24 protein-coding genes are annotated in these 24,074 nt (G+C 70.2%); 16 read left to right on the forward strand and 8 right to left on the reverse strand.

Annotation, left to right across the window (positions count from 1 at the left end; genetic code table 11):
- Positions 1–38 precede the first annotated feature (38 nt).
- From OG598_RS32450 to OG598_RS32490, 9 genes are all read left to right on the forward strand, one after another.
- Positions 39–272, forward strand: coding sequence for an ATP synthase F0 subunit C (locus tag OG598_RS32450; protein ID WP_091405890.1), 234 nt, complete (start codon positions 39–41; stop codon positions 270–272).
- A gap of 32 nt (positions 273–304) precedes the next feature.
- Positions 305–844 carry a F0F1 ATP synthase subunit B gene (locus tag OG598_RS32455; RefSeq protein ID WP_112584053.1) on the forward strand — a complete coding sequence of 180 codons (540 nt, stop codon included), beginning with the start codon at positions 305–307 and terminating at the stop codon, positions 842–844.
- Positions 844–1,665 (forward strand): F0F1 ATP synthase subunit delta, encoded by an 822-nt coding sequence (locus OG598_RS32460; RefSeq protein WP_328652356.1) that lies wholly within the window; start codon positions 844–846, stop codon positions 1,663–1,665. The genes OG598_RS32455 and OG598_RS32460 overlap by 1 nt, the downstream gene beginning before the upstream one ends.
- Before the next feature lie 141 nt (positions 1,666–1,806).
- Positions 1,807–3,459: a F0F1 ATP synthase subunit alpha gene (gene atpA, locus OG598_RS32465; RefSeq protein ID WP_328652357.1), complete on the forward strand. Its 1,653-nt coding sequence runs from the start codon at positions 1,807–1,809 to the stop codon at positions 3,457–3,459.
- A gap of 4 nt (positions 3,460–3,463) precedes the next feature.
- Entirely contained in the window at positions 3,464–4,393 is a 930-nt protein-coding gene (locus OG598_RS32470) for a F0F1 ATP synthase subunit gamma (RefSeq protein WP_328652358.1), read from the forward strand.
- Positions 4,393–5,829: a F0F1 ATP synthase subunit beta gene (gene atpD, locus OG598_RS32475; protein WP_328652359.1), complete on the forward strand. Its 1,437-nt coding sequence runs from the start codon at positions 4,393–4,395 to the stop codon at positions 5,827–5,829. Before OG598_RS32470 ends, atpD begins: the two co-directional genes overlap by 1 nt.
- A gap of 222 nt (positions 5,830–6,051) precedes the next feature.
- The gene (locus tag OG598_RS32480) at positions 6,052–7,194 is read left to right on the forward strand and encodes an LCP family protein (RefSeq protein WP_328655498.1); all 1,143 of its coding nucleotides are present in this window, start codon (positions 6,052–6,054) and stop codon (positions 7,192–7,194) included.
- Between the two features lie 88 nt (positions 7,195–7,282).
- Entirely contained in the window at positions 7,283–7,564 is a 282-nt protein-coding gene (locus OG598_RS32485) for a F0F1 ATP synthase subunit epsilon (RefSeq protein ID WP_151491389.1), read from the forward strand.
- A gap of 12 nt (positions 7,565–7,576) precedes the next feature.
- Positions 7,577–8,032 (forward strand): DUF2550 domain-containing protein, encoded by a 456-nt coding sequence (locus OG598_RS32490; RefSeq protein ID WP_112584026.1) that lies wholly within the window; start codon positions 7,577–7,579, stop codon positions 8,030–8,032.
- Positions 8,033–8,577: 545 nt separating this feature from the next.
- Here OG598_RS32490 and OG598_RS32495 read toward each other — a convergent pair.
- Positions 8,578–9,150: a cob(I)yrinic acid a,c-diamide adenosyltransferase gene (locus OG598_RS32495; RefSeq protein ID WP_238687350.1), complete on the reverse strand. Its 573-nt coding sequence runs from the start codon at positions 9,148–9,150 to the stop codon at positions 8,578–8,580.
- Here OG598_RS32495 and murA point away from each other — a divergent pair.
- Complete coding sequence (murA, locus tag OG598_RS32500; protein WP_328652360.1) at positions 9,149–10,591, forward strand: UDP-N-acetylglucosamine 1-carboxyvinyltransferase; 1,443 nt, start codon at positions 9,149–9,151, stop codon at positions 10,589–10,591. The genes OG598_RS32495 and murA overlap by 2 nt on opposite strands.
- A gap of 95 nt (positions 10,592–10,686) precedes the next feature.
- Positions 10,687–11,535, forward strand: coding sequence for a 3-hydroxyacyl-CoA dehydrogenase family protein (locus OG598_RS32505; protein ID WP_110561611.1), 849 nt, complete (start codon positions 10,687–10,689; stop codon positions 11,533–11,535).
- 44 nt (positions 11,536–11,579) lie between these two features.
- Here the strand turns inward: OG598_RS32505 and OG598_RS32510 are convergent, their stop codons facing one another.
- From OG598_RS32510 to OG598_RS32520, 3 genes are read right to left on the reverse strand one after another with little or no spacing between them, the layout of a single operon-like run.
- Positions 11,580–12,392, reverse strand: coding sequence for an alpha/beta hydrolase (locus tag OG598_RS32510; protein ID WP_328652361.1), 813 nt, complete (start codon positions 12,390–12,392; stop codon positions 11,580–11,582).
- A 49-nt stretch (positions 12,393–12,441) separates the two neighbouring features.
- Positions 12,442–13,287 (reverse strand): ABC transporter permease, encoded by an 846-nt coding sequence (locus OG598_RS32515; protein WP_091405863.1) that lies wholly within the window; start codon positions 13,285–13,287, stop codon positions 12,442–12,444.
- Positions 13,284–14,135 (reverse strand): ABC transporter ATP-binding protein, encoded by an 852-nt coding sequence (locus tag OG598_RS32520; RefSeq protein ID WP_328652362.1) that lies wholly within the window; start codon positions 14,133–14,135, stop codon positions 13,284–13,286. Before OG598_RS32520 ends, OG598_RS32515 begins: the two co-directional genes overlap by 4 nt.
- A gap of 151 nt (positions 14,136–14,286) precedes the next feature.
- On the opposite strand from OG598_RS32520, the gene OG598_RS32525 reads away from it, so the two are divergent.
- Positions 14,287–16,293: a protein meaA gene (locus tag OG598_RS32525; protein WP_328652363.1), complete on the forward strand. Its 2,007-nt coding sequence runs from the start codon at positions 14,287–14,289 to the stop codon at positions 16,291–16,293.
- A 40-nt stretch (positions 16,294–16,333) separates the two neighbouring features.
- Here the strand turns inward: OG598_RS32525 and OG598_RS32530 are convergent, their stop codons facing one another.
- Both OG598_RS32530 and OG598_RS32535 read right to left on the reverse strand, forming a co-directional pair.
- Entirely contained in the window at positions 16,334–16,630 is a 297-nt protein-coding gene (locus tag OG598_RS32530; protein WP_328652364.1) for a DUF1540 domain-containing protein, read from the reverse strand.
- A gap of 85 nt (positions 16,631–16,715) precedes the next feature.
- Positions 16,716–17,333, reverse strand: a complete 618-nt coding sequence (locus OG598_RS32535) for a DUF4126 domain-containing protein (RefSeq protein ID WP_124857624.1) — start codon at positions 17,331–17,333, stop codon at positions 16,716–16,718.
- A gap of 71 nt (positions 17,334–17,404) precedes the next feature.
- Here OG598_RS32535 and nucS point away from each other — a divergent pair, with 71 nt between their 5' ends.
- Positions 17,405–18,064 carry an endonuclease NucS gene (nucS, locus tag OG598_RS32540; protein WP_112584054.1) on the forward strand — a complete coding sequence of 220 codons (660 nt, stop codon included), beginning with the start codon at positions 17,405–17,407 and terminating at the stop codon, positions 18,062–18,064.
- Positions 18,065–18,072: 8 nt separating this feature from the next.
- Here nucS and OG598_RS32545 read toward each other — a convergent pair whose 3' ends face one another.
- The gene (locus OG598_RS32545) at positions 18,073–18,729 is read right to left on the reverse strand and encodes a methyltransferase domain-containing protein (protein ID WP_328652365.1); all 657 of its coding nucleotides are present in this window, start codon (positions 18,727–18,729) and stop codon (positions 18,073–18,075) included.
- An 80-nt stretch (positions 18,730–18,809) separates the two neighbouring features.
- The gene (locus OG598_RS32550) at positions 18,810–20,306 is read right to left on the reverse strand and encodes an aldehyde dehydrogenase family protein (protein ID WP_328652366.1); all 1,497 of its coding nucleotides are present in this window, start codon (positions 20,304–20,306) and stop codon (positions 18,810–18,812) included.
- A 308-nt stretch (positions 20,307–20,614) separates the two neighbouring features.
- On the opposite strand from OG598_RS32550, the gene OG598_RS32555 reads away from it, so the two are divergent.
- From OG598_RS32555 to OG598_RS32565, 3 genes are all read left to right on the forward strand, one after another.
- The gene (locus tag OG598_RS32555; protein ID WP_255750185.1) at positions 20,615–20,980 is read left to right on the forward strand and encodes an FHA domain-containing protein; all 366 of its coding nucleotides are present in this window, start codon (positions 20,615–20,617) and stop codon (positions 20,978–20,980) included.
- A gap of 80 nt (positions 20,981–21,060) precedes the next feature.
- Positions 21,061–22,131 carry an alpha/beta hydrolase gene (locus OG598_RS32560; RefSeq protein ID WP_328652367.1) on the forward strand — a complete coding sequence of 357 codons (1,071 nt, stop codon included), beginning with the start codon at positions 21,061–21,063 and terminating at the stop codon, positions 22,129–22,131.
- Between the two features lie 125 nt (positions 22,132–22,256).
- Positions 22,257–24,047, forward strand: coding sequence for a 3-hydroxyacyl-CoA dehydrogenase family protein (locus tag OG598_RS32565; RefSeq protein ID WP_328652368.1), 1,791 nt, complete (start codon positions 22,257–22,259; stop codon positions 24,045–24,047).
- Positions 24,048–24,074: the final 27 nt, after the last annotated feature.

The following is a 24,074-nucleotide window of genomic DNA, read 5'->3' on the forward strand; positions in this document are numbered from 1 at the left end:
GTGAGAGTCACGCGTGATAACCAGGAGGAACCACACCAATGGACGCTAGCGTTCTCGCCGAGGTCACCGGTAGCACCGCTGCCATCGGCTACGGTCTCGCCGCCATCGGCCCGGGCATCGGCGTTGGCCTGGTCTTCGCCGCCTACATCCAGTCGACCGCCCGGCAGCCCGAGTCGTCGCGCATGACCCTGCCGTACGTCTGGATCGGCTTCGCCGTCATCGAGGCGCTCGCGCTGTTCGGCATCGCCTTCGGCTTCATCTGGGCCGGCTGATCCCGCCCCTTCCGACCGGGAGGTCACCCATGTTGTTCCTCCTCGCCGCCGAGGGTGGTGAGTCAGACCACAACCCGATCATTCCGATCTGGCAGGAGATCGTGGTCGGCACGGTCGCCTTCGCCGTGCTCTGCTTCGTCCTGATGAAGTTCGTCTTCCCGCGCATGGAGCAGACGTTCCAGGCTCGGGTCGACGCCATCGAGGGCGGCATCAAGCGCGCCGAGGCCGCCCAGGCCGAGGCGAACCAGCTGCTCGAGCAGTACCGTGCCCAGCTCGCTGAGGCCCGGACCGACGCCGCCAAGATCCGTGACGACGCGCGGGCCGACGCCGAGGGCATCCGCCAGGACATCCTCGCCAAGGCGCGGGAAGAGTCCGACCGGGTCATCCAGGCGGGCAAGGACGCGCTCGCCGCCGAGCGGGCCACCATCGTGCGCGAGCTGCGCGCGGAGGTCGGCACCATCGCGGTGGACCTGGCCAGCAAGATCGTTGGCGAGTCGCTGGCCGACGAGGCGCGGCGTAAGGGCACCGTCGACCGGTTCCTGAGCGGTCTCGAGAGCACGGGGGCCCGCTGATGCAGGCCGCCAGCCGGGAGTCGTACAAGGTCGCGGCCGAGCGCCTCGACGCGTACGTCCGCGGCGCGGAGCCGTCAGCGGTGGCCTCCACCGCCGACGCCATCCTCTCCGTGGCGACCCTGCTGCGGCGTGAGCCGCGGCTGCGCCGGGCGCTCTCCGAGCCGTCCCGGTCCGGCGAGGATCGCGGTGCTCTGCTCGGCGACATGCTCGGCGGGCGGATCGGCGCGGACGCGCTCGACCTGCTCGTGGTCCTGGTGTCCGGCCGTTGGTCGGCACCGTCGGAGCTGCTCGACGGCGCCGAGCGGCTGGGCGTGGAGGCGCTGCTCGCCAGCGCCGACAAGTCCGGCGAGCTGGGCGAGGTCGAGGACGAGCTGTTCCGCTTCGGTCAGGTAGTGGCCGGTCAGTCGGCGTTGAGCAACACGCTCGCCGACCCGGTCGCCCCGGTCGAGCAGCGGGCCACCCTGGCCCGCGAGCTGCTCGCCGACAAGGCCCGTCCGGTCACCGTCCGCCTCGTCGAGGTCGCACTCGGCGGGTACGGGGGGCGCTCCTTCACCGGTGCGCTCACCCGGCTGGTGGAACTCGCCGCCGAGCGACGCGACCGGCAGGTGGCGTACGTGACCGTCGCGGCCCCGTTGAGTGACGAGGACGAGCGCCGGCTGGGTGCGAGCCTCGGCGCGATATACGGTCGAGAGGTCTCCGTCAAGCAGACGGTGGACCCCCACGTCCTGGGTGGCGTGAGCGTGCGGGTCGGCTCCGACCTGTACGACGGCACCATCCTGCGCCGCCTCAACGAGACCCGCAACGCGCTCGCGAAGCGCTGATCGGCTTCGCCGCCCCGCGGCTGAGCGGCTCCGCCGCCCAGCGTCGGGGTGGCTGGACCACTCAGCGCCCGGAATGACAGACGCCATTCGGACCGGTCGGTACTAGGTATCCCGGGCCCCTGAATTTTAAGGAAGCAGAGGATGGCCGAGCTGACCATCTCGACGGAGGAGATCCGCGGCGCCCTGGAGCGCTACGTCTCTTCCTACTCGTCCGACGTCTCCCGCGAGGAGGTCGGCACCGTCGCCGACACCGGCGACGGTATCGCCCACGTCGAGGGCCTGCCCTCGACCATGACCAACGAGCTCCTGGAGTTCGAGGACGGCACGCTCGGCGTGGCGTTGAACCTCGACGTCCGGGAGATCGGCGTCGTCGTTCTCGGTGACTCCGCCAAGCTGGAGGAAGGGCAGCGCGTCAAGCGCACCGAGCGGGTTCTCTCCGTTCCGGTCGGCGACGCCTTCCTCGGCCGCGTGGTGAACGCGCTCGGTGAGCCGATCGACGCGCTCGGCGACATCGCCAACGAGGGCTTCCGCGAGCTGGAGCTGCAGGCTCCGAACGTGATGTCCCGGCAGTCCGTCGACGAGCCGCTGCAGACCGGCATCAAGGCCATCGACGCGATGACCCCGATCGGTCGGGGTCAGCGGCAGCTGATCATCGGTGACCGGAAGACCGGCAAGACGACCGTCGCCCTGGACGCCATCCTCAACCAGCGGGACAACTGGCGCACCGGCGACCCGAAGAAGCAGGTTCGCTGCATCTACGTCGCCATCGGTCAGAAGGCCTCCACGATCGCCTCCATCAAGGGGCAGCTCGAGGAGGCGGGCGCGATGGAGTACACCACCATCGTCGCCTCCCCGGCCTCCGACCCGGCTGGCTTCAAGTACCTCGCCCCGTACACCGGCTCGTCCATCGGACAGCACTGGATGTACGGCGGCAAGCACGTCCTGATCGTCTTCGACGACCTGAGCAAGCAGGCCGAGGCGTACCGCGCCGTGTCGCTGCTGCTGCGTCGCCCGCCGGGCCGTGAGGCGTACCCGGGTGACGTCTTCTACCTGCACTCCCGCCTGCTGGAGCGCTGCGCGAAGCTCTCCGACGAGCTGGGTGGCGGCTCGATGACCGGTCTGCCGATCATCGAGACGAAGGCCAACGACATCTCGGCCTTCATCCCGACCAACGTCATCTCGATCACCGACGGCCAGATCTTCCTGGAGACCGACCTGTTCAACCAGGGCGTTCGTCCGGCGATCAACGTCGGTACCTCGGTCTCCCGGGTCGGTGGCGCCGCGCAGGTGAAGCCGATGAAGAAGGTCGCCGGTTCGCTGCGGCTCAACCTGGCCCAGTACCGCGAGCTGGAGGCGTTCGCCGCCTTCGCCTCCGACCTGGACCGGGCCTCCCGTGCCCAGCTGGACCGCGGTTCGCGCCTGGTCGAGCTGCTCAAGCAGCCGAACTACTCGCCGTTCCCGGTGCAGGAGCAGGTCGTCTCGGTCTGGGCCGGCACCGAGGGCAAGCTGGACGACATCCCGGTGGGCGAGGTCCGGCGCTTCGAGGCCGAGTTCCTCCAGTACCTGCGGCACAAGCACCAGGGTGTGCTGGCCGGCATCGCCGACAACCAGTGGAACGATGACATCATCGGCTCGCTGGACAGCGCGATCGCCGAGTTCAAGCAGGTCTTCCTCAACAAGGAGGACGAGCGCAAGGTCAACGACGCGCCGGCCGCGCCGCTCGAGGGCGACGAGAACCGCGAGACGGTGACCCGCTTCCGCGACGGCGCGACCGACCGCCCGGCCGAGAGCTGATCCCGTGGCGGCCCAGGTACGCGTTCTTCGTCAACGGATCCGCTCGGCGAAGTCGATGAAGAAGATCACCAAGGCGATGGAGCTCGTGGCGACGAGCCGGATCGCCAAGGCCCAGGCCCGGGTGCAGGCGTCCCTGCCGTACGCCCAGGCCATCACCGGTGTGCTCACGGCGCTGGCGTCCAACGCGCGGATCGACCACCCGCTGCTCACCCCGCGTGAGCGGGTGCGGCGGGCCGGCGTCCTGTTGGTCACCAGCGACCGTGGCCTGGCCGGCGGTTACAGCTCCAACGCGATCAGGATGGCGGAGTCGCTGATCGCGCGGCTCAAGGCGGACGGCAAGGAGCCGGTGCTCTACGTCATCGGGCGTAAGGGCGTCGGGTTCTACCGGTTCCGCGAGCGGCCGATCGAGGCGAACTGGACCGGCTTCAGCGAGCAGCCGTCGTTCGAGGACGCTCGTACCGTCGGTGAGACGCTGATCAAGGCGTTCACTGCCGGTGCGGACGACGTCGACGGCGGCGCCGGAGCGGACGGGGTGCTCGGCGTCGACGAGTTGCACATCGTCTACACCGAGTTCCACTCGCTCATGACGCAGAGCCCGGTCACCAAGGTCATCGGTCCGATGCAGGTGGAGGACCGGCCGCGCTCCGAGGGGTTGCTGCCGGCGTACGAGTTCGAGCCGGAGGCGGAGGCGCTGCTCGACGCGCTCCTGCCGAGGTACATCAACACGCGGATCTACGCGGCGTTGATCGAGTCGGCGGCGAGTGAGTCGGCGGCACGGCGGCGGGCGATGAAGAGCGCCACCGACAACGCCGAAGAGATGATCGAGAAGTACACGCGCGAGATGAACTCGGCTCGCCAGGCCGGGATCACCCAGGAGATCAGCGAGATCGTCGGCGGCGCCAACGCGCTGGCCGCGTCGGGAAGTGAAGTGTGATGACTGCACCAGTAGAGACCAAGACGGCCACGGGTCGCGTGGTCCGGGTCATCGGCCCGGTCGTCGACGCCGAGTTCCCGCGCGACGCCATGCCGGCCCTGTTCAACGCCTTGAACGTGAAGGTGAACCTGTCCGGCGGTGAGAAGACGCTGACCCTGGAGGTTGCCCAGCACCTGGGCGACAACCTGGTCCGTGCCATCTCGATGCAGCCGACCGACGGCCTGGTCCGTGGCGCCGAGGTGCGCGACCGCGGCGAGCCGATCACGGTGCCGGTGGGCGACGCGGTCAAGGGCAAGGTGTTCAACGCGATCGGCGAGGTGCTCAACCTCAAAGAGGGCGAGACGTTCGAGGCCGACGACCGGTGGGGCATCCACCGCAAGGCCCCGGCCTTCGCGGACCTCGAGCCGAAGACCGAGATGCTGGAGACCGGCATCAAGGTCATCGACCTGCTCGCCCCGTACGTCAAGGGCGGCAAGATCGGCCTGTTCGGCGGCGCGGGCGTGGGCAAGACGGTGCTCATCCAGGAGATGATCACCCGGGTTGCCCGCAACTTCGGTGGTACCTCGGTCTTCGCCGGCGTGGGTGAGCGCACCCGTGAGGGCAACGACCTCATCGCCGAGATGACCGAGTCCGGCGTCATCGACAAGACCGCGCTGGTCTACGGCCAGATGGACGAGCCGCCGGGCACCCGGCTGCGGGTGGCGCTCTCCGCGCTGACCATGGCCGAGTACTTCCGGGACGTGAAGAAGCAGGAGGTGCTGCTCTTCATCGACAACATCTTCCGCTTCACGCAGGCCGGTTCGGAGGTGTCCACCCTGCTCGGCCGTATGCCGAGCGCCGTGGGTTACCAGCCGACCCTGGCCGACGAGATGGGCGAGCTCCAGGAGCGGATCACCTCCGTCCGGGGCCAGGCCATCACCTCCATGCAGGCGATCTACGTGCCGGCGGACGACTACACCGACCCCGCCCCGGCCACCACGTTCGCCCACCTGGACGCGACCACCAACCTGGAGCGGTCGATCTCCGACAAGGGCATCTACCCGGCCGTGGACCCGCTGGCGTCCTCGTCCCGGATCCTCGCCCCGGAGTTCGTCGGCGCCGAGCACTTCCAGGTTGCCACCGAGGTGAAGCGGATCCTGCAGCGCTACCGCGACCTGCAGGACATCATCGCCATCCTCGGTATCGAGGAGCTCTCCGAGGAAGACAAGATCACCGTGGCTCGCGCCCGGCGGATCGAGCGTTTCCTCTCGCAGAACACCTACGCGGCGGAGCAGTTCACCGGCGTGCCGGGCTCGACGGTCCCGATCAAGGAGACCATCGAGGCGTTCCGCAAGATCAGCGAGGGTGAGTACGATCACTTCCCCGAGCAGGCGTTCTTCATGTGCGGCGGTCTCGAGGACCTGGAGCGCAAGGCTGAGGAGCTGATGAAGGGCTGACCAGCCCCATCGATCCCGTAGCAAAAAGACTGCCCCGGCAATGCCGGGGCAGTCTTTTGTTCATGTTCGCGCCTTACCATCGTCGCGGTCCGTTACTCGTGGTCGTCACTTCTGCGGCACCCGAGCTACGGTTCGTTCCGCGCTCACCTGAACGAGCGTTGATCTTTGCAACCTTTCGACGACGTGCGCCCGTCTTCCTCGTCGTGGGCGTAACGAACGGAGCTGCTCGTGGGTAAGGCCGGCAAGAGTGGCCGCAAGCCGTCCCTCTGGCGAGGTGTGCCGCGGTGGGCCAGGCTCTGCACGGTGTTCGGCACCGTGCTGACCGTGCTCAGCGGCGCGGTGCTGGTCGGCACCGAGGTGCTGATGGCCCGCTACGAGGGGTCCGTCGGCAAGGCCGACCTCTTCGGCGACCAGGCGGCGGGCGCCCAGGTGAAGAAGAGCGACATCAAGGGTCCGCTCAACATCCTGCTCGTCGGCATCGACCCGCGTACGCCGACGGCCGCGCCGCTTGCCGACTCGATCATGGTGCTGCACGTGCCGGCCTCGATGGACCGGGCCTACCTGTTCTCGCTGCCCCGCGACCTCTACGTGCGGATCCCGGCGTTCAAGCGGGCCGACTTCCCGGGCGAGACCACGAAGATCAACGCCGCGATGTCGTTCGGCAGCAGGGTGCCGGGGGCCAACCCGGACGCGGCACGAGGCTTCGAGCTGTTGGCCACCACGGTGCAGAACGTGACCGGCATCAAGCGCTTCGACGCCGGCGCGATCATCAACTTCACCGGCTTCCAGAAGATCGTCGACGCCATGGGCGGTGTCGACATGTACATCGAGCGCGACGTGAAGTCCGAGCACAAGCAGCCGGACGGCAAGGCGCGGCCGGGCAACACCCGTGGTGAGGGCTACGTCGGCCCGCAGGCGATCTACAAGAAGGGCAACCGGCACCTGAGTGGGTGGCAGGCGCTGGACTACGTCCGGCAGCGCTACCCGAAGAACGGCGTTCTGGATTCCGACTACGGTCGGCAGCGCCACCAGCAGCAGTTCGTCAAGGCCATGGTCGGCCAGGCGTTCAGCGCCGACGTGGTGTCCAACCCGATCAAGCTGGACAAGGTGCTCCGCGCCGCCGGCCAGTCGTTGATCTTCAGCGGCCGGGGCAACAGCGTTGTGGACTTCGGGCTCGCCCTGAAGGACATCCGCCCGAACACCATCGAGATGATCAAGCTGCCCGGTGGTGGGGTCTTCGAGGGTCAGAAGTACCTGGGCGAGAAGTTCCAGGACGGGGTTCCGGACTTCTTCACCGCCCTGCACAACGAGCAACTCGACCCGTTCCTGCTGGAGCACCCGGAATTCGTCAACAAGGCCAAGTAGTCGGGTCGGCGTTGTCCCCACCCGCGTTGGGCGCGCCGCGTCGTCAGGCTAGACTTTCGGCAATCCGTAGCCGCAGCAAGGAGACAGCGTGGCACAGCAGCTTCACGTCGAGCTCGTCGCCGTCGAGGAGAAGGTTTGGTCCGGTGACGCCGAGATGGTCGTCGCCCGGACGACCGAAGGCGAGCTCGGTGTCCTGCCGGGGCACGCGCCGCTGCTCGGCCAACTCGCCGAGCCCGGCCAGGTACGCATCAAGCTCGCCGGCGGCGAGCAGGTCGCCTACGAGGTGGCCGGCGGCTTCCTCTCGGTGAGCGCCGACGGTGTCACCGTGCTGGCCGAGAGCGCAACCCCGGTCTCCGCACCGAGCCGCTGAGCCATACCGGGGATGGAGATCGTCGAAGGATTCGGAATCGGCGTTGTCGTCATCCTCGGCGCGCTTCTGACACTCTTCGTCCGGCGAGCTCTCGTCACCCGCAGCGGTGGCATCATCCGGCTCAGCGTCCGGGTCTCCACCATGCTCGACGGCCGCGGCTGGTCGCCCGGCTTCGGCCGGTTCGCCGGTGACGAGCTGCGCTGGTACCGGATGTTCAGTTTCGCGATCCGGCCCAAGCGAGTGCTGTCCCGCAAGGGGCTGGCCGTGGAGCGCCGTCGGTTGCCCGAAGGTCAGGAACGGTTCTCCATGCCGGCCGACTGGGTGATCCTCCGCTGTACCAGTAACCACGCACCGGTGGAGATCGCCATGGCGCGATCGACTGTCACCGGTTTTCTCTCCTGGCTCGAGGCCGCCCCTCCGGGGGCGGTCTCGCCGCGTATGGCCTCCCAGGACTGGCCGGCTGCCTGAGGCTCGCTTTTGGTTGCTCTTCTGGGTTTCCGGGGGAGCCCGCCCGGCTCCGGGCGGTCAGGCTTGATCCCTGCGCCGGGCGGGCGCCCCCGGAAACCCTTCGTTGGGCACTGTCCGCCGGTTAGCGGCGGGCTTTGATCACCTGCCGTTACCTGTGCGGCTGACTTCTGCCTCCTCGGTTCGCGCAGCGCGCCGGCTCCGCGCAGCGCGCCGGCTCCGCGCAGCGCGCCGGCTCCGCGCGCAGCGCGCCGGCTCCGCGCAGCGCGCCGGCTCCGCGCGCAGCGCGCCGGCTCCGCGCAGCGCGCCGGGCTGGGAGGCGGGCGCGTCGGGCTGGTGATCCACTCGGTTTTCTTGATGTCGGGGTGTTCTGGTGGCTGGGAGGGCCCGACATCAAGGAACCGGAGTCGATCTAGGTGCTGGTCGGTCGGGCTCGCCGAGGAGTCAGGGTGCTGGTCGGCTTGGCTTGTGGAGGAGTCGGCCCTGGCCACGCGTGGTGGCGGGCAGAGTGGGAACCCAGACCTCGACGTGGTGCGGAGCGCCGACGTTCAGCGCTTGCCGCCCGGCACCCATAGCACGTCTCCTGCCGGATTTGCCGTTCTTGACAGGATAAAGAGCAGATCGGAGAGCCGGTTGAGATACTTTGCCGGGAGCGTGCTGGTTCGTTCCGGATCGTGGCTCACCAGCGCCCACGCTGCCCGTTCGGCACGCCGGGCGACGGTCCGCGCCACGTGCAGCAGCGCCGCACCTGCGGTGCCGCCGGGGAGGATGAAGGAGTCGAGCTTGCTCAGGCGTGCGTTGTACTCGTCGCACCAGCCCTCCAGGCGCTCGACGTACGCCTCGGTGACCCGCAGCGGCGGGTACTTCGGCTCCGGCTCGACCGGGGTGGACAGGTCGGCGCCGACGTCGAACAGGTCGTTCTGCACCGACCCCAGCACGCCGCGAAGCTCCTCGTCGAGGTTTCCCAGCGCGAGCGCGACGCCGATCGCCGCGTTGCACTCGTCGACATCCGCGTACGCGGCGATCCGTGGATCGGTCTTCGGCACCTGCTCGTTGTTGCTCAGCCTGGTCATGCCGGCGTCGCCGGCCTTGGTGTAGATGCGCGTGAGGTGGACGGCCATGACGCACAGCCTACGGATTCCCGACCTGACGATCCCGGCGCGGCCGGAGAGCACCGCCGGCTGGCCGGTGGTGGTGGGCCCCGGCGACGCCAGCGATTCGGCGGTCAACGATGTCGACGTCATCCGGGTACGCGGTGACGCCCGACTGTCCGGCACCGTGCACGTGGTCGGTGCCAAGAACTCGGCGTTGAAGCTGATGGCCGCCGCGCTGCTCGCGCCGGGCCGCAGTGTGATCACCAACGTCCCCCGGATCACCGACATCGCGATCATGGGGGAGGTGCTGCGTCGGCTGGGCTGCGACGTCCAGTTCGATGCGGACGACCCGGTCGACCCGATGGTCGCCCGTGGCGGCGTGGCCCGGTCCCGGTCGGTGACGATCGACGTACCCGAGCAGCCGGGCGCGGAGGCCGACTACGACCTGGTCCGACGGTTGCGCGCGTCGATCTGCGTGCTCGGCCCGTTGCTGGCCCGCCGGGGGTACGTGCGGGTGGCCCATCCCGGCGGCGACGCGATCGGGTCGCGAGGGTTGGACATGCACATCTCCGGGCTGACCCGGATGGGCGCGGAGATCTCCGGTGAGCACGGGTTCGTCATCGCCTCCGCCCCGCACGGGCTGCGGGGCGCGGACATCCTGCTGGATTTCCCCAGCGTCGGCGCGACCGAGAACCTGGTGATGGCGGCGGTGCTGGCCCAGGGCACCACGATGATCGACAACGCGGCCCGGGAGCCGGAGATCGTCGACATCTGCACGATGCTCAACCAGATGGGCGCGCGCATCGTCGGCGCGGGCACGTCGATGTTGCGCATCACCGGTGTGCCCGGTCTGCGTCCGGTGCGCCACGCCACGGTGGGGGACCGGATCGTCGCCGGCACCTGGGCGTTCGGCGCGGCGATGACCCGGGGCGACGTGACGGTGACCGGGCTGGACCCGGCCTTCCTGGAGGTCGCCCTGGACAAGGTGGTGGCCGCCGGCGGGCTGGTGGAGACCCGGGGAGACGGCTTCCGCGTACGGATGGACGACCGGCCCCGGGCGGTGGACGTGGTGACGCTGCCGTACCCCGGCTTCGCCACCGACCTGCTGCCGATGGCGATCGGGCTGGCGGCCGTCAGCGACGGCGCCTCCCTGATCACCGAGAACATCTTCGACGGCCGGTTCATGTTCGCCAACGAGATGATGCGGCTCGGCGCGGACATCAAGACCGACGGGCATCACGCTGTGGTCCGGGGCCGGGCTCGGCTCTCCGGTGCCCCGGTGCGGGCCACCGACATCCGGGCCGGAGCAGGGTTGATCATCGCCGGACTTTGCGCGGAGGGGGTCACCGAGGTCTCCCACGTGCATCACGTGGACCGGGGCTACCCGGACTTCGTGGCCGACCTGCGTGCGCTCGGGGTGGCGGTCGAGCGGGGCACTACGCCGGAGGAGCCGGCACTGGAGATCTGAGGCCCCCACGACCCGTCCCGACCGCCACTTAGCCATCGTTCAGGCTCGCCGACTAGGGTGCAGGCAGGCACTCAATCGCAGCGAGGGAGAAGCAGATGGCGGGTCGACTCGCGGTCGTCGGGGCCGGGTTGATGGGTTCCGGCATCGCCCAGGTGGCGGCGCAGGCGGGCTGGCAGGTGACGCTGCGCGACCTGGACGACGCGGCCACCACCCGGGGTCTCGGCGGTATTCGGAAGTCACTGGAGAAGTTCGCCGAGAAGGGCAAGATCGAGGCGTCCGAGGTCGAGGCGACGCTGGCTCGGATCACCCCGACCACCGACCTGGAGGCGGCGGCGGACGCGGACATCGTGGTCGAGGCGGTCTTCGAGCGGCTGGAGATCAAGCACGAGGTGTTCCGCGCCCTGGACAAGATCTGCAAGTCGGACGCGGTGCTCGCCACCAACACCTCGGCGATCCCGGTCACCCAGATCGCCGCGGTGACCGAGCGGCCCGAGGCGGTGGTCGGCACCCACTTCTTCTCCCCGGTGCCGATGATGCAGCTCTGCGAGCTGGTGCGCGGTTACAAGACCAGCGACGCCACGCTGGACACCGCGCGGGCCTTCGCCGAGGAGATCGGTAAGACGGTCGTCGTGGTCAACCGGGACATCGCCGGCTTCGTCACCACCCGACTGATCTCCGCCCTGGTGATGGAGGCGGTCAAGCTGGTCGAGTCCGGGGTGGTGTCCGCGGAGGACCTGGACACCGCCTGCCGGCTGGGCTTCGGGCACGCGATGGGCCCGCTGGCCACCACCGACCTGACCGGCGTGGACGTGCTGCTGCACGCCTCGAAGAACATCTACACCGATACCGCCGACGAGAAGTTCTTTCCGCCGGAGCTGCTCCAGCGGATGGTCACCGCCGGTGACCTGGGCCGCAAGACCGGCAAGGGCTTCTACACCTACTGAGACCGGCAGCCGCGGGGGCCCGTTCGTGGGCCCCCGCGGTCGGCTCAACCCGGGCCGGGCGGGGCGGCCAGCGCTGTCGCGACGAAGTCGAGGGCAGCGGGTATGACCGAGCCCCAGTACCGGAAGTCGTGCCCGCCGTCGGCGTACTCGGCTCGGGCGGCCGGCTCGGGGAGGGCCCGCTCCAGCGCCTGCACGTCGGCGAGGAGGTCGTCCTGGCGACCGCACCAGAGGCCCAGCGGAGTGCCGCGCAGCCTGTCGGCACCGACGAAGACGGCATCACCGGGCGCGACGGCGGGGGAGAAGGCCGCCACCGCCCGGAGCGACCCCGGCCAGGTGGCGGCGAGCAACAGCGAGCCGAAGCCCCCCATGGACCAGCCCCAGGCCGCCAGCCGGGTGGCGTCGAAGCCCCGCTCGGCGCACCAGGCCGGCAACTCCTCACGCACCATCCGCTGCGGGTCGTCCCGGCCGGCGGGGCGCCAGGAGAGGCGGTCGCCGGTCGCCCCGGCGAGCACGAACGGCGGCGCACCCCGACGCACCGCGTCGGTCAGGAAGCGCCCCAGGCCGAGCCCGGGAAAGTCCCGTGCGGTGGTGGACGCGCCGTGCAGCACCAGGCAGACCGGCAACCCCTGACCGTCGCCGTGCCCGTCCGGGACTGCTGTGTAGAAGTCGACCGAGCGGCCACGTGCGGCGGACGTGCGGCTGACCAGTCGCTCGTCGCCGGCCGGCGCGTCCGGGGGGACGGGTCGCGTCGGCGACGGGCGGATCAGGTGGCGGGCCGTCCAGCCGACCCCGACCGCCAGCGCCGTCGCCCCTGCCCCCGCGAGCAGGAGCCCGCGCCGGGTCGGTCGAGCGGTCATCATCAGAGTCTGGCAGCCACGGGGCGGATCGGGGACCCTCGGAGAGGGGTCAGCCGTCGCGCTTGGTGGTCCAGCGGAAGGTGGTCAGGCAGAGCACCACACCGATCACGCACCACAGGGCCAGCACCACCGCTACCCGGCCCAGCTCGAACGAGCCGCCCGGCTCCTGGGCGCCGAAGCTCTCCGGCAGGAACACCGACCGCAGCCCCTGGCACATCCACTTGAGCGGGAACACCGCCGCCACCTGCTGCATCCAGGTGGGCAGGTCGGTGAAGACGAAGAACACGCCGGAGATGAACTGGAGCACCAGGGCCACCGGGGTGACCACCGCCGAGCCGCTGCGGGCGGTGCGGGCCAGCGACGAGATCGCGATGCCGCACAGCGTGCACGCCGTCACCCCGAGCACGGCGACCCAGCCGAAGGTGAACCACTTCGCGGCGGTGCCCGGCAGGTCGAGGTCGAACAGCGCCACAGCGACGGCCAGCAGCAGCACCGTCTCGGCGATCCCGATCGCCACCACCATGATCACTTTGCCAGCGAACCAGACCCACTTCGGCATCGGCGTGCCCCGGTAGCGCTTGAGCACGCCCCGGTCCCGCTCGATCGGGATCCAGATGCCGAGGTTCTGGAAGCTCACAGTCATCAGGCCGGTCGCGATCATGCCGGTGATGAAGTACTGGGTGAACTTGACCCCGCCGCCGATCGTGCCGTCGAAGATCGACGCGAAGATCAGGATCATGATGATGGGGAAGCCCATCGTGAAGACCACCGACTCCCGGCTGCGCAGGAACTGGGTGATCTCCAGTCGGCCCTGGCGCAGGGCGAGCGCTCCGGCACCCGGCCGCCGGCCGCGAGTCGCGGTGACCGGCGTCGCCGGCTTCGTCGTGGTCGTCATCGCGCGTGTCCGATCATGGTGAGGTAGACGTCCTCCAGGGTCGGCCGGGTCACAGTGAGCCCGGGGACCTCGCCGCCGTAGCGCGCGGCCAGGTCGGCCACGAAGGTCGTCGGCGTCTCGCTCTGCGCGCTTTCCAAAGCCCCTTCCGGGGTACGCCAGGAGACCGTCGCGAGGGCTTCCTGCCGATTGCCCAGCCGGTTGGGGGCGGCGACCTCGACCAGCCGGCCCCCGGCGATCACGCCGACCCGGTCGGCGAGGGCTTCCGCCTCGTCCAGGTAGTGGGTGGTGAGCACGATGGTGGTGCCCGCTGCGGCGAGATCGCGGATCAGCTCCCAGAACTCGCGGCGGGCCTCCGGGTCGAAACCGGTGGTCGGCTCGTCGAGGAAGAGCAGCTCGGGACGGCCGATGATGCCCAGGGCCACGTCCAGGCGGCGCTTCTGCCCACCGGAGAGGGTGTGCGTCCGGGCCTTCGCCTTGTCGGCCAACCCGACCCGCTCGATCACCTTGTCCGGGTCGTCCGCGCCGGGGTAGAAGCCGGAGAAGTGCCGGATCACCTCGGCCACTGTCAGCTCGTCGAACTCGCCGGTGCCCTGGAGCACGATGCCGACCCGGGAGCGCCAGTCGGCATCCGGGTGGGCAGGGTCGACGCCGAGGACGCTGACCTCGCCGGCGTCCCGGCGGCGGTAGCCCTCCAGGATCTCCACCGTGGTGGTCTTGCCGGCGCCGTTCGGGCCGAGCAACGCGAACACCTCGCCTCGGTGGACGTCCAGATCCACACCCGCCACCGCCACGTTGTCGCCGTACGCCTTGCGCAGCCCTCGGACGGAGATGGCCAGCTCGTCATCCATGCCGTCCAGTGTGCGTCCTGGCCTGGGCCCCGTGGTGCCCGGGGTGTGGCGGTCCGCGCCACTGCGGGCGCTTGCCACCCGGACGTCCCCGACATGGACCTGTGTGGTTTTCCACAGCTCCTTTTACTGAACGGTAACTTAGACTCCGGCCATGGATGAGACGGCATTCCCGGGGCGACTGCCCGAGCGGGACCGCCCGTGGGTGATGCGCACCTACGCCGGCCACTCGTCGGCCGCGGCCACCAACGCCCTCTTCCGCCGCAACCTGGCGAAGGGGCAGACCGGCCTGTCGGTCGCCTTCGATCTGCCCACCCAGACCGGGTACGACCCGGACCACGAACTCGCCGCCGGCGAGGTCGGACGGGTCGGCGTGCCGGTGGCCCACCTCGGCGACATGCGGGCGCTCTTCGACGGTCTTCCGCTCGCCGACACGAACACCTCGATGACCATCAACGCCCCGGCGATGTGGCTGCTCGCCCTGTACGGCACCGTCGGGCTGGAGCAGGGCGCCGACCTGGCCCGCTGCGCCGGCACCACCCAGAACGACATCATCAAGGAGTACCTGTCCCGGGGGACGTACATCTTTCCGCCGGCGGCGTCGCTGCGGCTCACCGCCGACGTGGTGGCGTACACGCTGCGCGAGATGCCCCGGTGGAACCCGGTCAACATCTGCTCGTACCACCTCCAGGAGGCCGGCGCCACGCCCGTGCAGGAGGTCGGCTTCGCGCTGGCCACCGCGGTCGCCGTGCTCGACACGGTCCGGGACTCCGGCCAGGTGCCTGCCGAGCGGATGGGCGACGTGGTCCAGCGGATCTCGTTCTTCGTCAATGCCGGGGTGCGCTTCGTCGAGGAGATCGCCAAGATGCGCGCGTTCGGCGTGCTCTGGGACGAGATCACCCGGGACCGGTACGGGGTCACCGACGCCAGACAACGGCGGTTCCGCTACGGGGTCCAGGTCAACTCGCTCGGCCTCACCGAGGCGCAGCCGGAGAACAACATCCAGCGCATCGTGCTGGAGATGCTCGGCGTGACGATGTCCCGGGACGCCCGGGCCCGCGCCGTCCAACTGCCCGCCTGGAACGAGGCGCTCGGCCTGCCCCGCCCGTGGGACCAGCAGTGGTCGCTGCGGATGCAGCAGGTCCTGGCGTACGAGTCGGATCTGCTCGAATATCCCGACCTCTTCGCCGGCTCGCACGTGATGACCGCGCTGGTTGACGAGGTCGTCACCGGGGCGCGGGTCGAGCTGGACAAGGTGCTGGAGCTGGGCGGCGTCGTCGCCGCCGTGGAGACCGGCTACCTCAAGAGCGCGCTTGTAGCGTCGCTGGCCGAGCGCCGTCGGCGGATGGAGTCCGGTGCCGACGTGGTGGTCGGGGTCAACCGGTACACCGCTACCGAACCCTCCCCGCTGACCGCCGCCGGCGCGGACGCCGTCGAGCAGGTCGATCCCGCGGTCGAGGCGGCCGCCGTGGACGGCGTACGCCGGTGGCGGGCCGACCGGGACGCGGCCGTCGTCGACGCGGCGCTGGCCCGGCTGCGTGCGGACGCCGCGACCACCACCAACCTGATGTCGGCCACCCTTGAGTGCGTGCGGGCCGGGGTGACCACCGGCGAGTGGGCCGGCGCGCTGCGCCAGGTCTTCGGCGAGTACCGGGCACCGACCGGCCTGGCCGGTGCCACCGGCGGCGGTGGGGAGCCTGGCCTCGTGGCGGTCCGTGAGCGGGTCACCGCCACCGCGCGGGAGCTGGGCAGCGGCCGGCTGCGGCTGCTGGTCGGCAAACCCGGCCTGGACGGGCACTCCAACGGCGCGGAGCAGATCGCGGTACGCGCCCGAGACGCCGGCTTCGAGGTCGTCTACCAGGGCATCCGGTTGACCGCGGGGCAGATCGTCGCCGCCGCCGTGGAGGAGGACGTCGACCTGGTCGGGCTCTCCGTGCTCTCCGGTTCGCACCTGGCCGCCGTGCCCGCGGTGCTCGACGGGCTGCGCGCCGCCGGCCGGGCGGACCTGCCGGTGGTGGTGGGCGGCATCATCCCGGCCGGTGACGCGGACACCCTCCGGGCGGCCGGTGTCGCCCGGGTCTTCACCCCGAAGGACTTCGCCCTCACCGGCATCATCGACGACCTGGTGACGGTCATCCGTCACGCAAACGACCTGCCCTGACCGACCGCTGCCCGGCAGGTCGCCGGACAGCGGTCGATGGTCAGCGGCCGGCGTAGGTCATGCAGTCGGCCATGTCGTTGTCCGGGCCGACCCTGATCGACGCCGCGTGGCACTCCAGCTGTTCGTTGTGCCGGCAGTCGGCGCGCTGGCAGGCGCCCACCTGCGCGATCAGGTTCTCCACGCCGCCCCGGACGGGCGACTCGACGAAGGTGTGGCAGTGGGCGTGATCCATGCTGCCGATGGTGATCGCGAAGGCGTGGCAGTCACCCGACTGGTTGTACGCGCACGCGGCGACCACACATTCCTGGACTCGGGGCATCTCCAACGCTGCGGTCATGCCGACCTCCTCTAGGCTCTTGCCCCGATACTAGGCTTTTGTCGACCAGTGGAACCCCGGTATGGCGGGCCGCCGATCCACCGCGTCAGACGCGGAAGCCGGCGGCGCGGGCGGCCTCTCGTTCGCGGCGTCGTTCGGATCGACGACGGAAGAACCAGAAGGTGAAGAACGCCAGGCCGACCAGGGCGACGAGCACCAGCACCGGCAGGATGATCGCCACCAGGGAGACCACCACGCTGGTGGCGTCCTCGGCGGTGCTGGCGACCGGGGCGCCGATCCCGGCGGTGGTCGCGTTGATCACCGGGCGGGCCGCGGACTTGAGCAGGTGCACGCCCAGCGCCAGTAGGACGCCGGTGACGACCGGCACCCACTGGTGGGAGGAGAAGAAGCTCCCCGGGTCGCTGACCGTCACCGTCTCCGACGAGGAGCCGGCGCCGAAGGCCAGGCCACCGGCGGTGGGTCGGACCACTGTCTGCACCACGTCGTTGATGTGGTCGACCACTGGCACCTTGTCCGCCACCATCTCCACGGCGAGCAGCACGGCCATGATGGCGATGACCCAGCCGTTGCCGAGCCAGGTCCAGCCGCTGGGCAGGTCGATCAGATCGGTGTAACGGCCGAGCAGGCCGAGGATGAGCAGGGGTATGTAGGCGTTCAGCCCCGCCGAGGCGGCGAGACCGGTGCCGGTGAGGACTTCGAACACGGTCTCAGCATCGCATCGACGCGCCAGTGCCGCTCGCTGGCGACCGGTGGGTGCTCGGCTACCCTCGTCGGGTGCGGTTGGTCATTGCGAAGTGCTCGGTGGACTATGTCGGACGGCTCTCGGCTCACCTGCCGCTGGCCACCCGGTTGCTGATGGTGAAGGCGGACGGGTCGGTGTCTATTCACGCCGACGACCGGGCGTACAAGCCGTTGAACTGGATGAGCCCGCCGTGTCGGTTGGAGGAGGCCCCCGGTGTGTGGCGGGTCGTCAACAAGGCTGGCGAGGAGCTACGGATCACCCTGGAGGAGATCTTCCAGGACACCTCGTACGAGCTGGGTGTGGATCCGGGCCTGCGCAAGGACGGGGTGGAGGCACACCTCCAGGAGTTGCTGGCCGCCAACCCCGGTGCCCTGGGTGAGGGGTTCACGCTGGTCCGACGCGAGTACATGACGGCCATCGGCCCGGTCGACCTGCTGTGCCGGGATGCCAACTCGGGTTCGGTCGCCGTCGAGGTCAAGCGGCGTGGCGACATCGACGGCGTGGAGCAGTTGACCCGCTATCTCGAGCTGATGAACCGTGACCCGCTGCTCAGCCCCGTCGTCGGGGTCTTCGCCGCCCAGGAGATCAAGCCGCAGGCCCGGGTGCTCGCCACCGACCGGGGCATCCGGTGTGTGGTCGTGGACTACGACAAGCTGCGCGGCATCGTGAAGGACGAGCTGACGCTCTTCTGACCGGCGTCCTACCCGGTACGCACCGCGATCAGTGACTTCGGCAGACCGAACACCCGCTCCACCAGCATCGTCGAGTCGGGGAAGTAGTGACGCATCTGCGAGCGGTCCAACAGCTCGGTCCAGAGCACCTGGTGGATGGCGGCGTCGTGGCTGCGGGTCGGCTTGTGTCCCAACGGCCAGCGTCGGGCGAACGCGGTGCGCAGTCGTACCGGCAGGAACTGCATGCCGGGCGCGATCCAGTGTGGCTCGATGGGGAAGTAGCGGTAGGGCGTCTGCACCCAGTGCCGGTCGGCCAGTGAGCGGGCGGCGGCGGCGAAGCGAATGCGGCGTTCGTGCCCGCCCACGTGCTCCAGCACCGAGTTCGAGAAGACCAGGTCGAAGCTGCCCTTGGTGAGGCGCGGGGGCAGGTCGCAGGCGTCGGCCTGCTCGACGTGGGCCCAATCCGGGACGACGGCGGGCGGCTGCTCCAGGTTGACGACTGTCACCCGGGCCGGCCGGACGGTGGCGCGGTGCCAGGTGCCGAGCCGACCGCCGAGGTCGACCACGTGCATGTCGCCGATGTCCGGAAAGGTGCGCGCCAACCAGTCCGAGCGGTGCCGACGCCGTCGGGCGCTCCACGACTGGTCACTGTCGACAAGGCGGTAGCGCAATCGATTGGGGCCCATTTAACGCAATGTACCGCCGTGACCACGGTGTATAAACATGTGGATACACCGATCCTTGTTGATGATCGGTTATCCGACACTTACCTCCCGTACATGACCTTGATGGCCTTCACGAGTCGGGCCACGTCGGCGGGGGTGCGCTCGAAGGTCATCGACGGCAGCAGCGACCGGGCACGACGTCGGGTGATCGCCTTGGACCGACCGAACTCACGCAGGCCGTCCTCCCCGTGGATCCGCCCGAAGCCGGAGTCGCCGACACCGCCGAACGGCAGGGTGGACATGCCGGCGAAGGTCAGCGTGGAGTTGATCGACGCCATCCCGGAGCGCAGTCGCCGGGCGATGGCCACCGCACGCCGCCGGCCGAAGACCGAACCCCCGAGGCCGTACGACAGGGCGTTGGCGCGGGTGACGGCCTCGTCGGCGTCGCGGACCCGGCTGATGGTCAGCGTGGGACCGAAGGTCTCCTCGCGGACGGCAGCCGACTCCTCCGGTACGTCCACCAGCACCGTGGGGTGGACGTACGGCGGTTGCACGGCGCTCGGGCCGCCGAGCACGGCACGCCCGCCGGACGTGATCGCGGCGTCGATGTGCCGGCGGATCACGTCGATCTGCGTGGGCATCGTGATCGGGCCGATGTCGGTGCCCTCCGGCCCGACCGTCAGCCGACCGGCACGGGTCACCACCTTGTCGACGAAGGCGTCGAAGACGGCGTCGACCGCGTACACCCGCTCGATGCCGATGCAGGTCTGGCCGGCGTTGGTCATGCCGCCCCAGACACACGCCTCGGCGGCCGCGTCCAGGTCGGCGTCGCTGTCCACGATCATGGCGTCCTTGCCGCCGCCCTCGATGAGCACCGGGGTCAGCGTCTCGGCGCAGGCGGCCATCACCTTTCGGGCGGTGGCGGTGGAGCCGGTGAAGGCCAGCTTGCCGACGCCGGAGCGGCACAGCGCGGCGCCCACGTCGCCCAGCCCGTGCACGGCGGTGAACACCGGCTGCTCGGGCACCACCTCGGCGAAGCTGTCCACCAGCCACTGGCCGACGGCGGGCGTGTACTCGCTCGGCTTGAGCACCACGGCGTTGCCGGCGGCGAGGGCGTACGCGGCGGAGCCGATCGGCGTGAAGACCGGATAGTTCCACGGCCCGATCACGCCGACCACGCCGTACGGCTGGTATTCGAGGTGCCCGGAGAACTCGGCCAGGATGAGCCGGGACCGCACCCGACGTGGACCGAGCACGCGGCCGGCGTTGCGGGCGGCCCAGTCGATGTGCTCGATCGCCGTGACGATCTCGACGATGGCGTCGGCGACCGGCTTCCCGCCCTCGACGTGCACCAACTCGGCCAACTGCTCGATGCGCTTGGCGAGCAGGGCACGCCACCGCAGCATCCGCTGGCGGCGGCCGGTGAAGCCGAGGCCCGCCCACCACTCGCCGGCGGCGCGGGCGCTGTCGACGGCCTGCCGCACGTCGGCGTCGGTGGCGACCGGGAGGCGACCGGCCTCGGCGCCGGTCGCCGGGCTGGTGGAAACCAACTGACCCGCGTCGATGACCGGAACGCCCGGGGTATGCACTGCCGTCATGGCGGAAGTCTAGACCCGAGGATTACTCACCGGTAGGGTCCGCGATTCGGGGCCGGGGGAGCGGCGTCGCACCAACCCGGCCGATCGTTGATCAGTGCAGGTCAGGGCGTTGGTGACCGATACGGCCCGCCCGAATCGTCGAACGGCAGGTGGCCGGGAGGTGACGAGAGGCTGACCGGCCGGTCGGTATTGACGACTACCGTCTGATGGCAAGCTGACGCGCGGAGTGACGGTGTGGGGTGGAGGGCTGACTGTCCATGGAGGAACATCCGGAACTGATGCCGCTGTTGACGGTCGCGGGTGGACCGATGCGCGGCGCGAGCTTTCGTATGCGAGCCGAGATACAGGTGATCGGCCGAGCGCCGACCGGTCAGGTGGTCATCAACGACCCGCACCTGAGCCGTCGCCACGCCGAGGTGTGGCTGGCGCCGGAGGGCCCGTCCCTGCGGGACCTGGGCTCCACCAACGGCACCTGGCTCAACGACCGGCGGATCACCGAGGTGGAGCGACTCTCCGACGGTGACGTGATCCGGCTGGGCCGTACCGAACTGCGCCTGTTCGACCCCGGGGTGGCGCTCACCGACCCGGTGGGGCTCAGCTTCGGCCCGTCCCGACGCGACGTCCGACCGACGTTGCCGTTGCCGCTGGCCGCGCCACCGGGCTCGCGTCGCTGAACGCCTGGCGGCCTGCCACACCGGGCAGCGCCGTTGGGTGGCGGTCCGACACCTGGACCGGCGGGGACGCCCGTGGCACCATGCCGCGGATGGAGACCGAGCAGCGGAACGTGACGGCCAACGGCATCACCCAGGCGGTACGGGTCGCCGGCCCGCCGGACGGCACACCGGTGCTGCTGATCCACGGCAACTGCTCGTCCGCGCTGTTCTGGGAGCCGCTGGTCCGCCGTCTGCCACCGACGCTGCGGGTGGTCGCCCCCGACCTGCGGGGGTACGGCGACACCGCGACCGCCCCGGTGGACGCCACCCGGGGCCTGCGGGACTTCGCCGACGACGTGGCCGCACTGCTGGACGACCCGACGCTCTTCGCCGCCGACGCGCGCCCGGTGGTGGTCGGGCACTCCCTCGGCGGCGGGGTGGCGATGCGCCTGCTGGTCGACCATCCGCACCGGGTGGGGGCGTTGCTGCTCGCCGCGCCGGTCTCCCCGTACGGCTTCGGCGGCACCCGCGACCTGACCGGCACGCCGACCACAGCCGACTTCGCCGGCACCGGCGCCGGCACGGCGAACCCGGACTTCATCGCCCGCCTCGCGGCCGGCGACCGGAGCACTGACGCGCCGGCCAGCCCGCGCGCCGTGCTGCGCGCCACCTACGTGGCCGACCCCGCCTCGCTGGGCACTGACGAGGAACTGCTGCTGGACACCGTGCTCTCCACCGCCACCGGTGACGACAACTACCCGGGCACCGCGGTGCCGTCGGAGAACTGGCCGGGCACCGCGCCGGGGGAGCGCGGGGTGCTCAACGCGCTCGCGCCGACCTGGTTCCGGCTCGCCGACGAGCTGGTGGCCGTCGCCGAGAAACCGCCGGTCACCTGGGTACGCGGCGACGTCGACGTGATCGTCTCGGACACCTCGCTCTTCGACCTGGCGTACCTGGGTTCGCTGGACCTCGTGCCCGGCTGGCCCGGCGCGGACGCCTGCCCACCGCAGCCGATGGTCGGCCAGACCCGGGCGGTGCTCGACCGGTACGCGGCGGCCGGCGGCGCGTACCACGAGGTGGTGCTGCCCGGTTGCGGGCACAGCCCGCACCTGGAGCGCCCGGCGGAGTTCGTCGCGGAGTTGTTGGCCCTGACCAGCGTCGCGGCCGGGTAGCGGCACCGCTGAGCCGTGGGTGAAATATGCCACGGCGTCTCGACAACTCACCGTCACGTGGCAGACTCGCGCGCATAACTTAGCGGCCGTTCAGTGGCCGTGCGGAGTCTCTGGGGAGGCCGGTCGTGGCGCGCGAGTTCAGCACCGTTGGTGTGGTGGGGCTGGGCACCATGGGTGCCGGCATCGTCGAGGTCTTCGCCCGCAACGGCATCGACGTGGTGGCAGTGGAAATCTCCGCGCCCGCGCTGGAGCGCGGTCGAGCCACCCTGAAGGGCTCCACCGACCGGGCGGTCGCCAAGGGCAAGCTCGCCGAGGCGGACCGCGACGCCCTGCACGAGCGGGTGCACTTCGCTGTCGGGCTGGACGCGCTGCACTCCGTCGACCTGGTCATCGAGGCGGTGCCCGAGCACCTGGACCTCAAGCAGCGGATCTTCGCGGAACTGGACCGGGTCTGCCGACCGGAGACGATCCTCGCCACCAACACCTCGTCGTTGAGCGTCACCGAGATCTCGGTCGCCACCAGCCGACCCAACCAGGTGATCGGCATCCACTTCTTCAACCCGGCCCCGGTGATGAGGCTGGTCGAGGTGGTCCGCACCGTCGTCACCGCACCCGAGGTGGTCGCCGACGTGGAGGCGCTCTGCGCCCGGCTCGGCAAGGTCGACGTCACCATCAACGACCGGGCCGGCTTCATCGCCAACGCGCTGCTCTTCGGCTACCTCAACCACGCCGTCGCCATGTTCGAGTCGCACTACGCGACCCGGGAGGACATCGACGCCGCCATGAAGCTCGGCTGCGGCCTGCCGATGGGCCCGCTGGCGTTGATGGACCTGATCGGCCTGGACACCGCGTACGAGATCCTGGACACCATGTACCGGCGCGGCGGGCGGGACCGCCGCCACGCCCCGGTGCCGCTGCTCAAGCAGATGGTGACGGCAGGGCTGCTCGGCCGGAAGTCGGGCCGGGGCTTCTACACCTACGAGCGGCCCGGCGCCCCGGTGGTCGTACCGGACGAGGCGACGCCGCCGGCCACTGACGCCGCGCTCGCCGACGGCGCGCGCGCCATCGCGAAGGTCGGCGTGGTCGGCTCCGGAACGATGGCCACCGGGATCATCGAGGTCTTCGCGAAGGCCGGCTACGAGGTCGTCTCGGTGACCCGCGGCATGGAGAAGTCCGCGAAGGTCTGCGAGGCGGTCAAGACCTCGCTGAACAAGGGCGTGGTGCGCGGCAAGCTCGCCGAGGCCGACCGGGACGCCGCCCTGGGCCGGATCAGCTGGTCCGCCACGCTCGACCATCTCGCCGACGTCGACCTGGTGGTCGAGGCGGTCGTCGAGGAGCTGAGCGTCAAGAAGGCCCTGTTCGCCAGCCTCGACGAGATCTGCAAGCCGGGCGTGGTGCTGGCGACCACCACCTCGTCGCTGCCGGTGATCGACGTGGCGATGGCCACCCAGCGGCCGGCCGACGTGGTGGGGCTGCACTTCTTCAACCCGGCCCCGGTCATGCCGTTGGTCGAGGTCGTCCGCACCATCCGCACCTCCCCGGAGGCCACCGCCACCGCCCGCGCCGTCTGCGCCGCGCTCGGCAAGACCGGTGTGGTCTGCGGCGACCGGTCCGGCTTCATCGTCAACGCGCTGCTCTTCCCGTACCTGAACGACGCGGTGAAGATGCTGGAGGCCAGCTACTCGACGGCCGACGACATCGACCACGCCATGAAGTTGGGCTGCGGCTACCCGATGGGCCCGTTCGAACTGCTCGACGTGGTCGGGTTGGACGTCTCCCTGGCCATCCAGCGCGAGCTGTACCTGGAGCTGCGCGAGCCGGGCTTCGCGCCCGCGCCGCTGCTGGAGCACCTGGTCACCGCCGGCTACCTGGGCCGCAAGACCCGCCGCGGCTTCCGCGACCACTCGCACCGCTGACCGGTGTCAACAGTGGGCGCCGGTGAC

The organism is Micromonospora sp. NBC_00330 (genome assembly GCF_036136635.1).
Lineage (GTDB): Bacteria > Actinomycetota > Actinomycetes > Mycobacteriales > Micromonosporaceae > Micromonospora > Micromonospora salmantinae.

What these genes read in the sequence shown, in the direction of transcription:
- OG598_RS32545 (WP_328652365.1), bottom strand. Translation starts at nt 18,729, where the DNA reads ATGGGCCCCAATCGATTGCGCTACCGCCTTGTCGACAGTGACCAGTCG.
- OG598_RS32525 (WP_328652363.1), top strand. Translation starts at nt 14,287, where the DNA reads ATGGATGAGACGGCATTCCCGGGGCGACTGCCCGAGCGGGACCGCCCG.
- OG598_RS32490 (WP_112584026.1), top strand. Translation starts at nt 7,577, where the DNA reads ATGGAGATCGTCGAAGGATTCGGAATCGGCGTTGTCGTCATCCTCGGC.
- OG598_RS32510 (WP_328652361.1), bottom strand. Translation starts at nt 12,392, where the DNA reads ATGACCGCTCGACCGACCCGGCGCGGGCTCCTGCTCGCGGGGGCAGGG.
- OG598_RS32520 (WP_328652362.1), bottom strand. Translation starts at nt 14,135, where the DNA reads ATGGATGACGAGCTGGCCATCTCCGTCCGAGGGCTGCGCAAGGCGTAC.
- OG598_RS32555 (WP_255750185.1), top strand. Translation starts at nt 20,615, where the DNA reads ATGCGCGGCGCGAGCTTTCGTATGCGAGCCGAGATACAGGTGATCGGC.
- OG598_RS32530 (WP_328652364.1), bottom strand. Translation starts at nt 16,630, where the DNA reads ATGACCGCAGCGTTGGAGATGCCCCGAGTCCAGGAATGTGTGGTCGCC.
- OG598_RS32560 (WP_328652367.1), top strand. Translation starts at nt 21,061, where the DNA reads ATGCCGCGGATGGAGACCGAGCAGCGGAACGTGACGGCCAACGGCATC.
- OG598_RS32505 (WP_110561611.1), top strand. Translation starts at nt 10,687, where the DNA reads ATGGCGGGTCGACTCGCGGTCGTCGGGGCCGGGTTGATGGGTTCCGGC.
- atpD (WP_328652359.1), top strand. Translation starts at nt 4,393, where the DNA reads ATGACTGCACCAGTAGAGACCAAGACGGCCACGGGTCGCGTGGTCCGG.
- OG598_RS32550 (WP_328652366.1), bottom strand. Translation starts at nt 20,306, where the DNA reads ATGACGGCAGTGCATACCCCGGGCGTTCCGGTCATCGACGCGGGTCAG.
- OG598_RS32460 (WP_328652356.1), top strand. Translation starts at nt 844, where the DNA reads ATGCAGGCCGCCAGCCGGGAGTCGTACAAGGTCGCGGCCGAGCGCCTC.
- OG598_RS32515 (WP_091405863.1), bottom strand. Translation starts at nt 13,287, where the DNA reads ATGACGACCACGACGAAGCCGGCGACGCCGGTCACCGCGACTCGCGGC.
- atpA (WP_328652357.1), top strand. Translation starts at nt 1,807, where the DNA reads ATGGCCGAGCTGACCATCTCGACGGAGGAGATCCGCGGCGCCCTGGAG.
- OG598_RS32495 (WP_238687350.1), bottom strand. Translation starts at nt 9,150, where the DNA reads ATGGCCGTCCACCTCACGCGCATCTACACCAAGGCCGGCGACGCCGGC.
- murA (WP_328652360.1), top strand. Translation starts at nt 9,149, where the DNA reads ATGACGCACAGCCTACGGATTCCCGACCTGACGATCCCGGCGCGGCCG.
- OG598_RS32450 (WP_091405890.1), top strand. Translation starts at nt 39, where the DNA reads ATGGACGCTAGCGTTCTCGCCGAGGTCACCGGTAGCACCGCTGCCATC.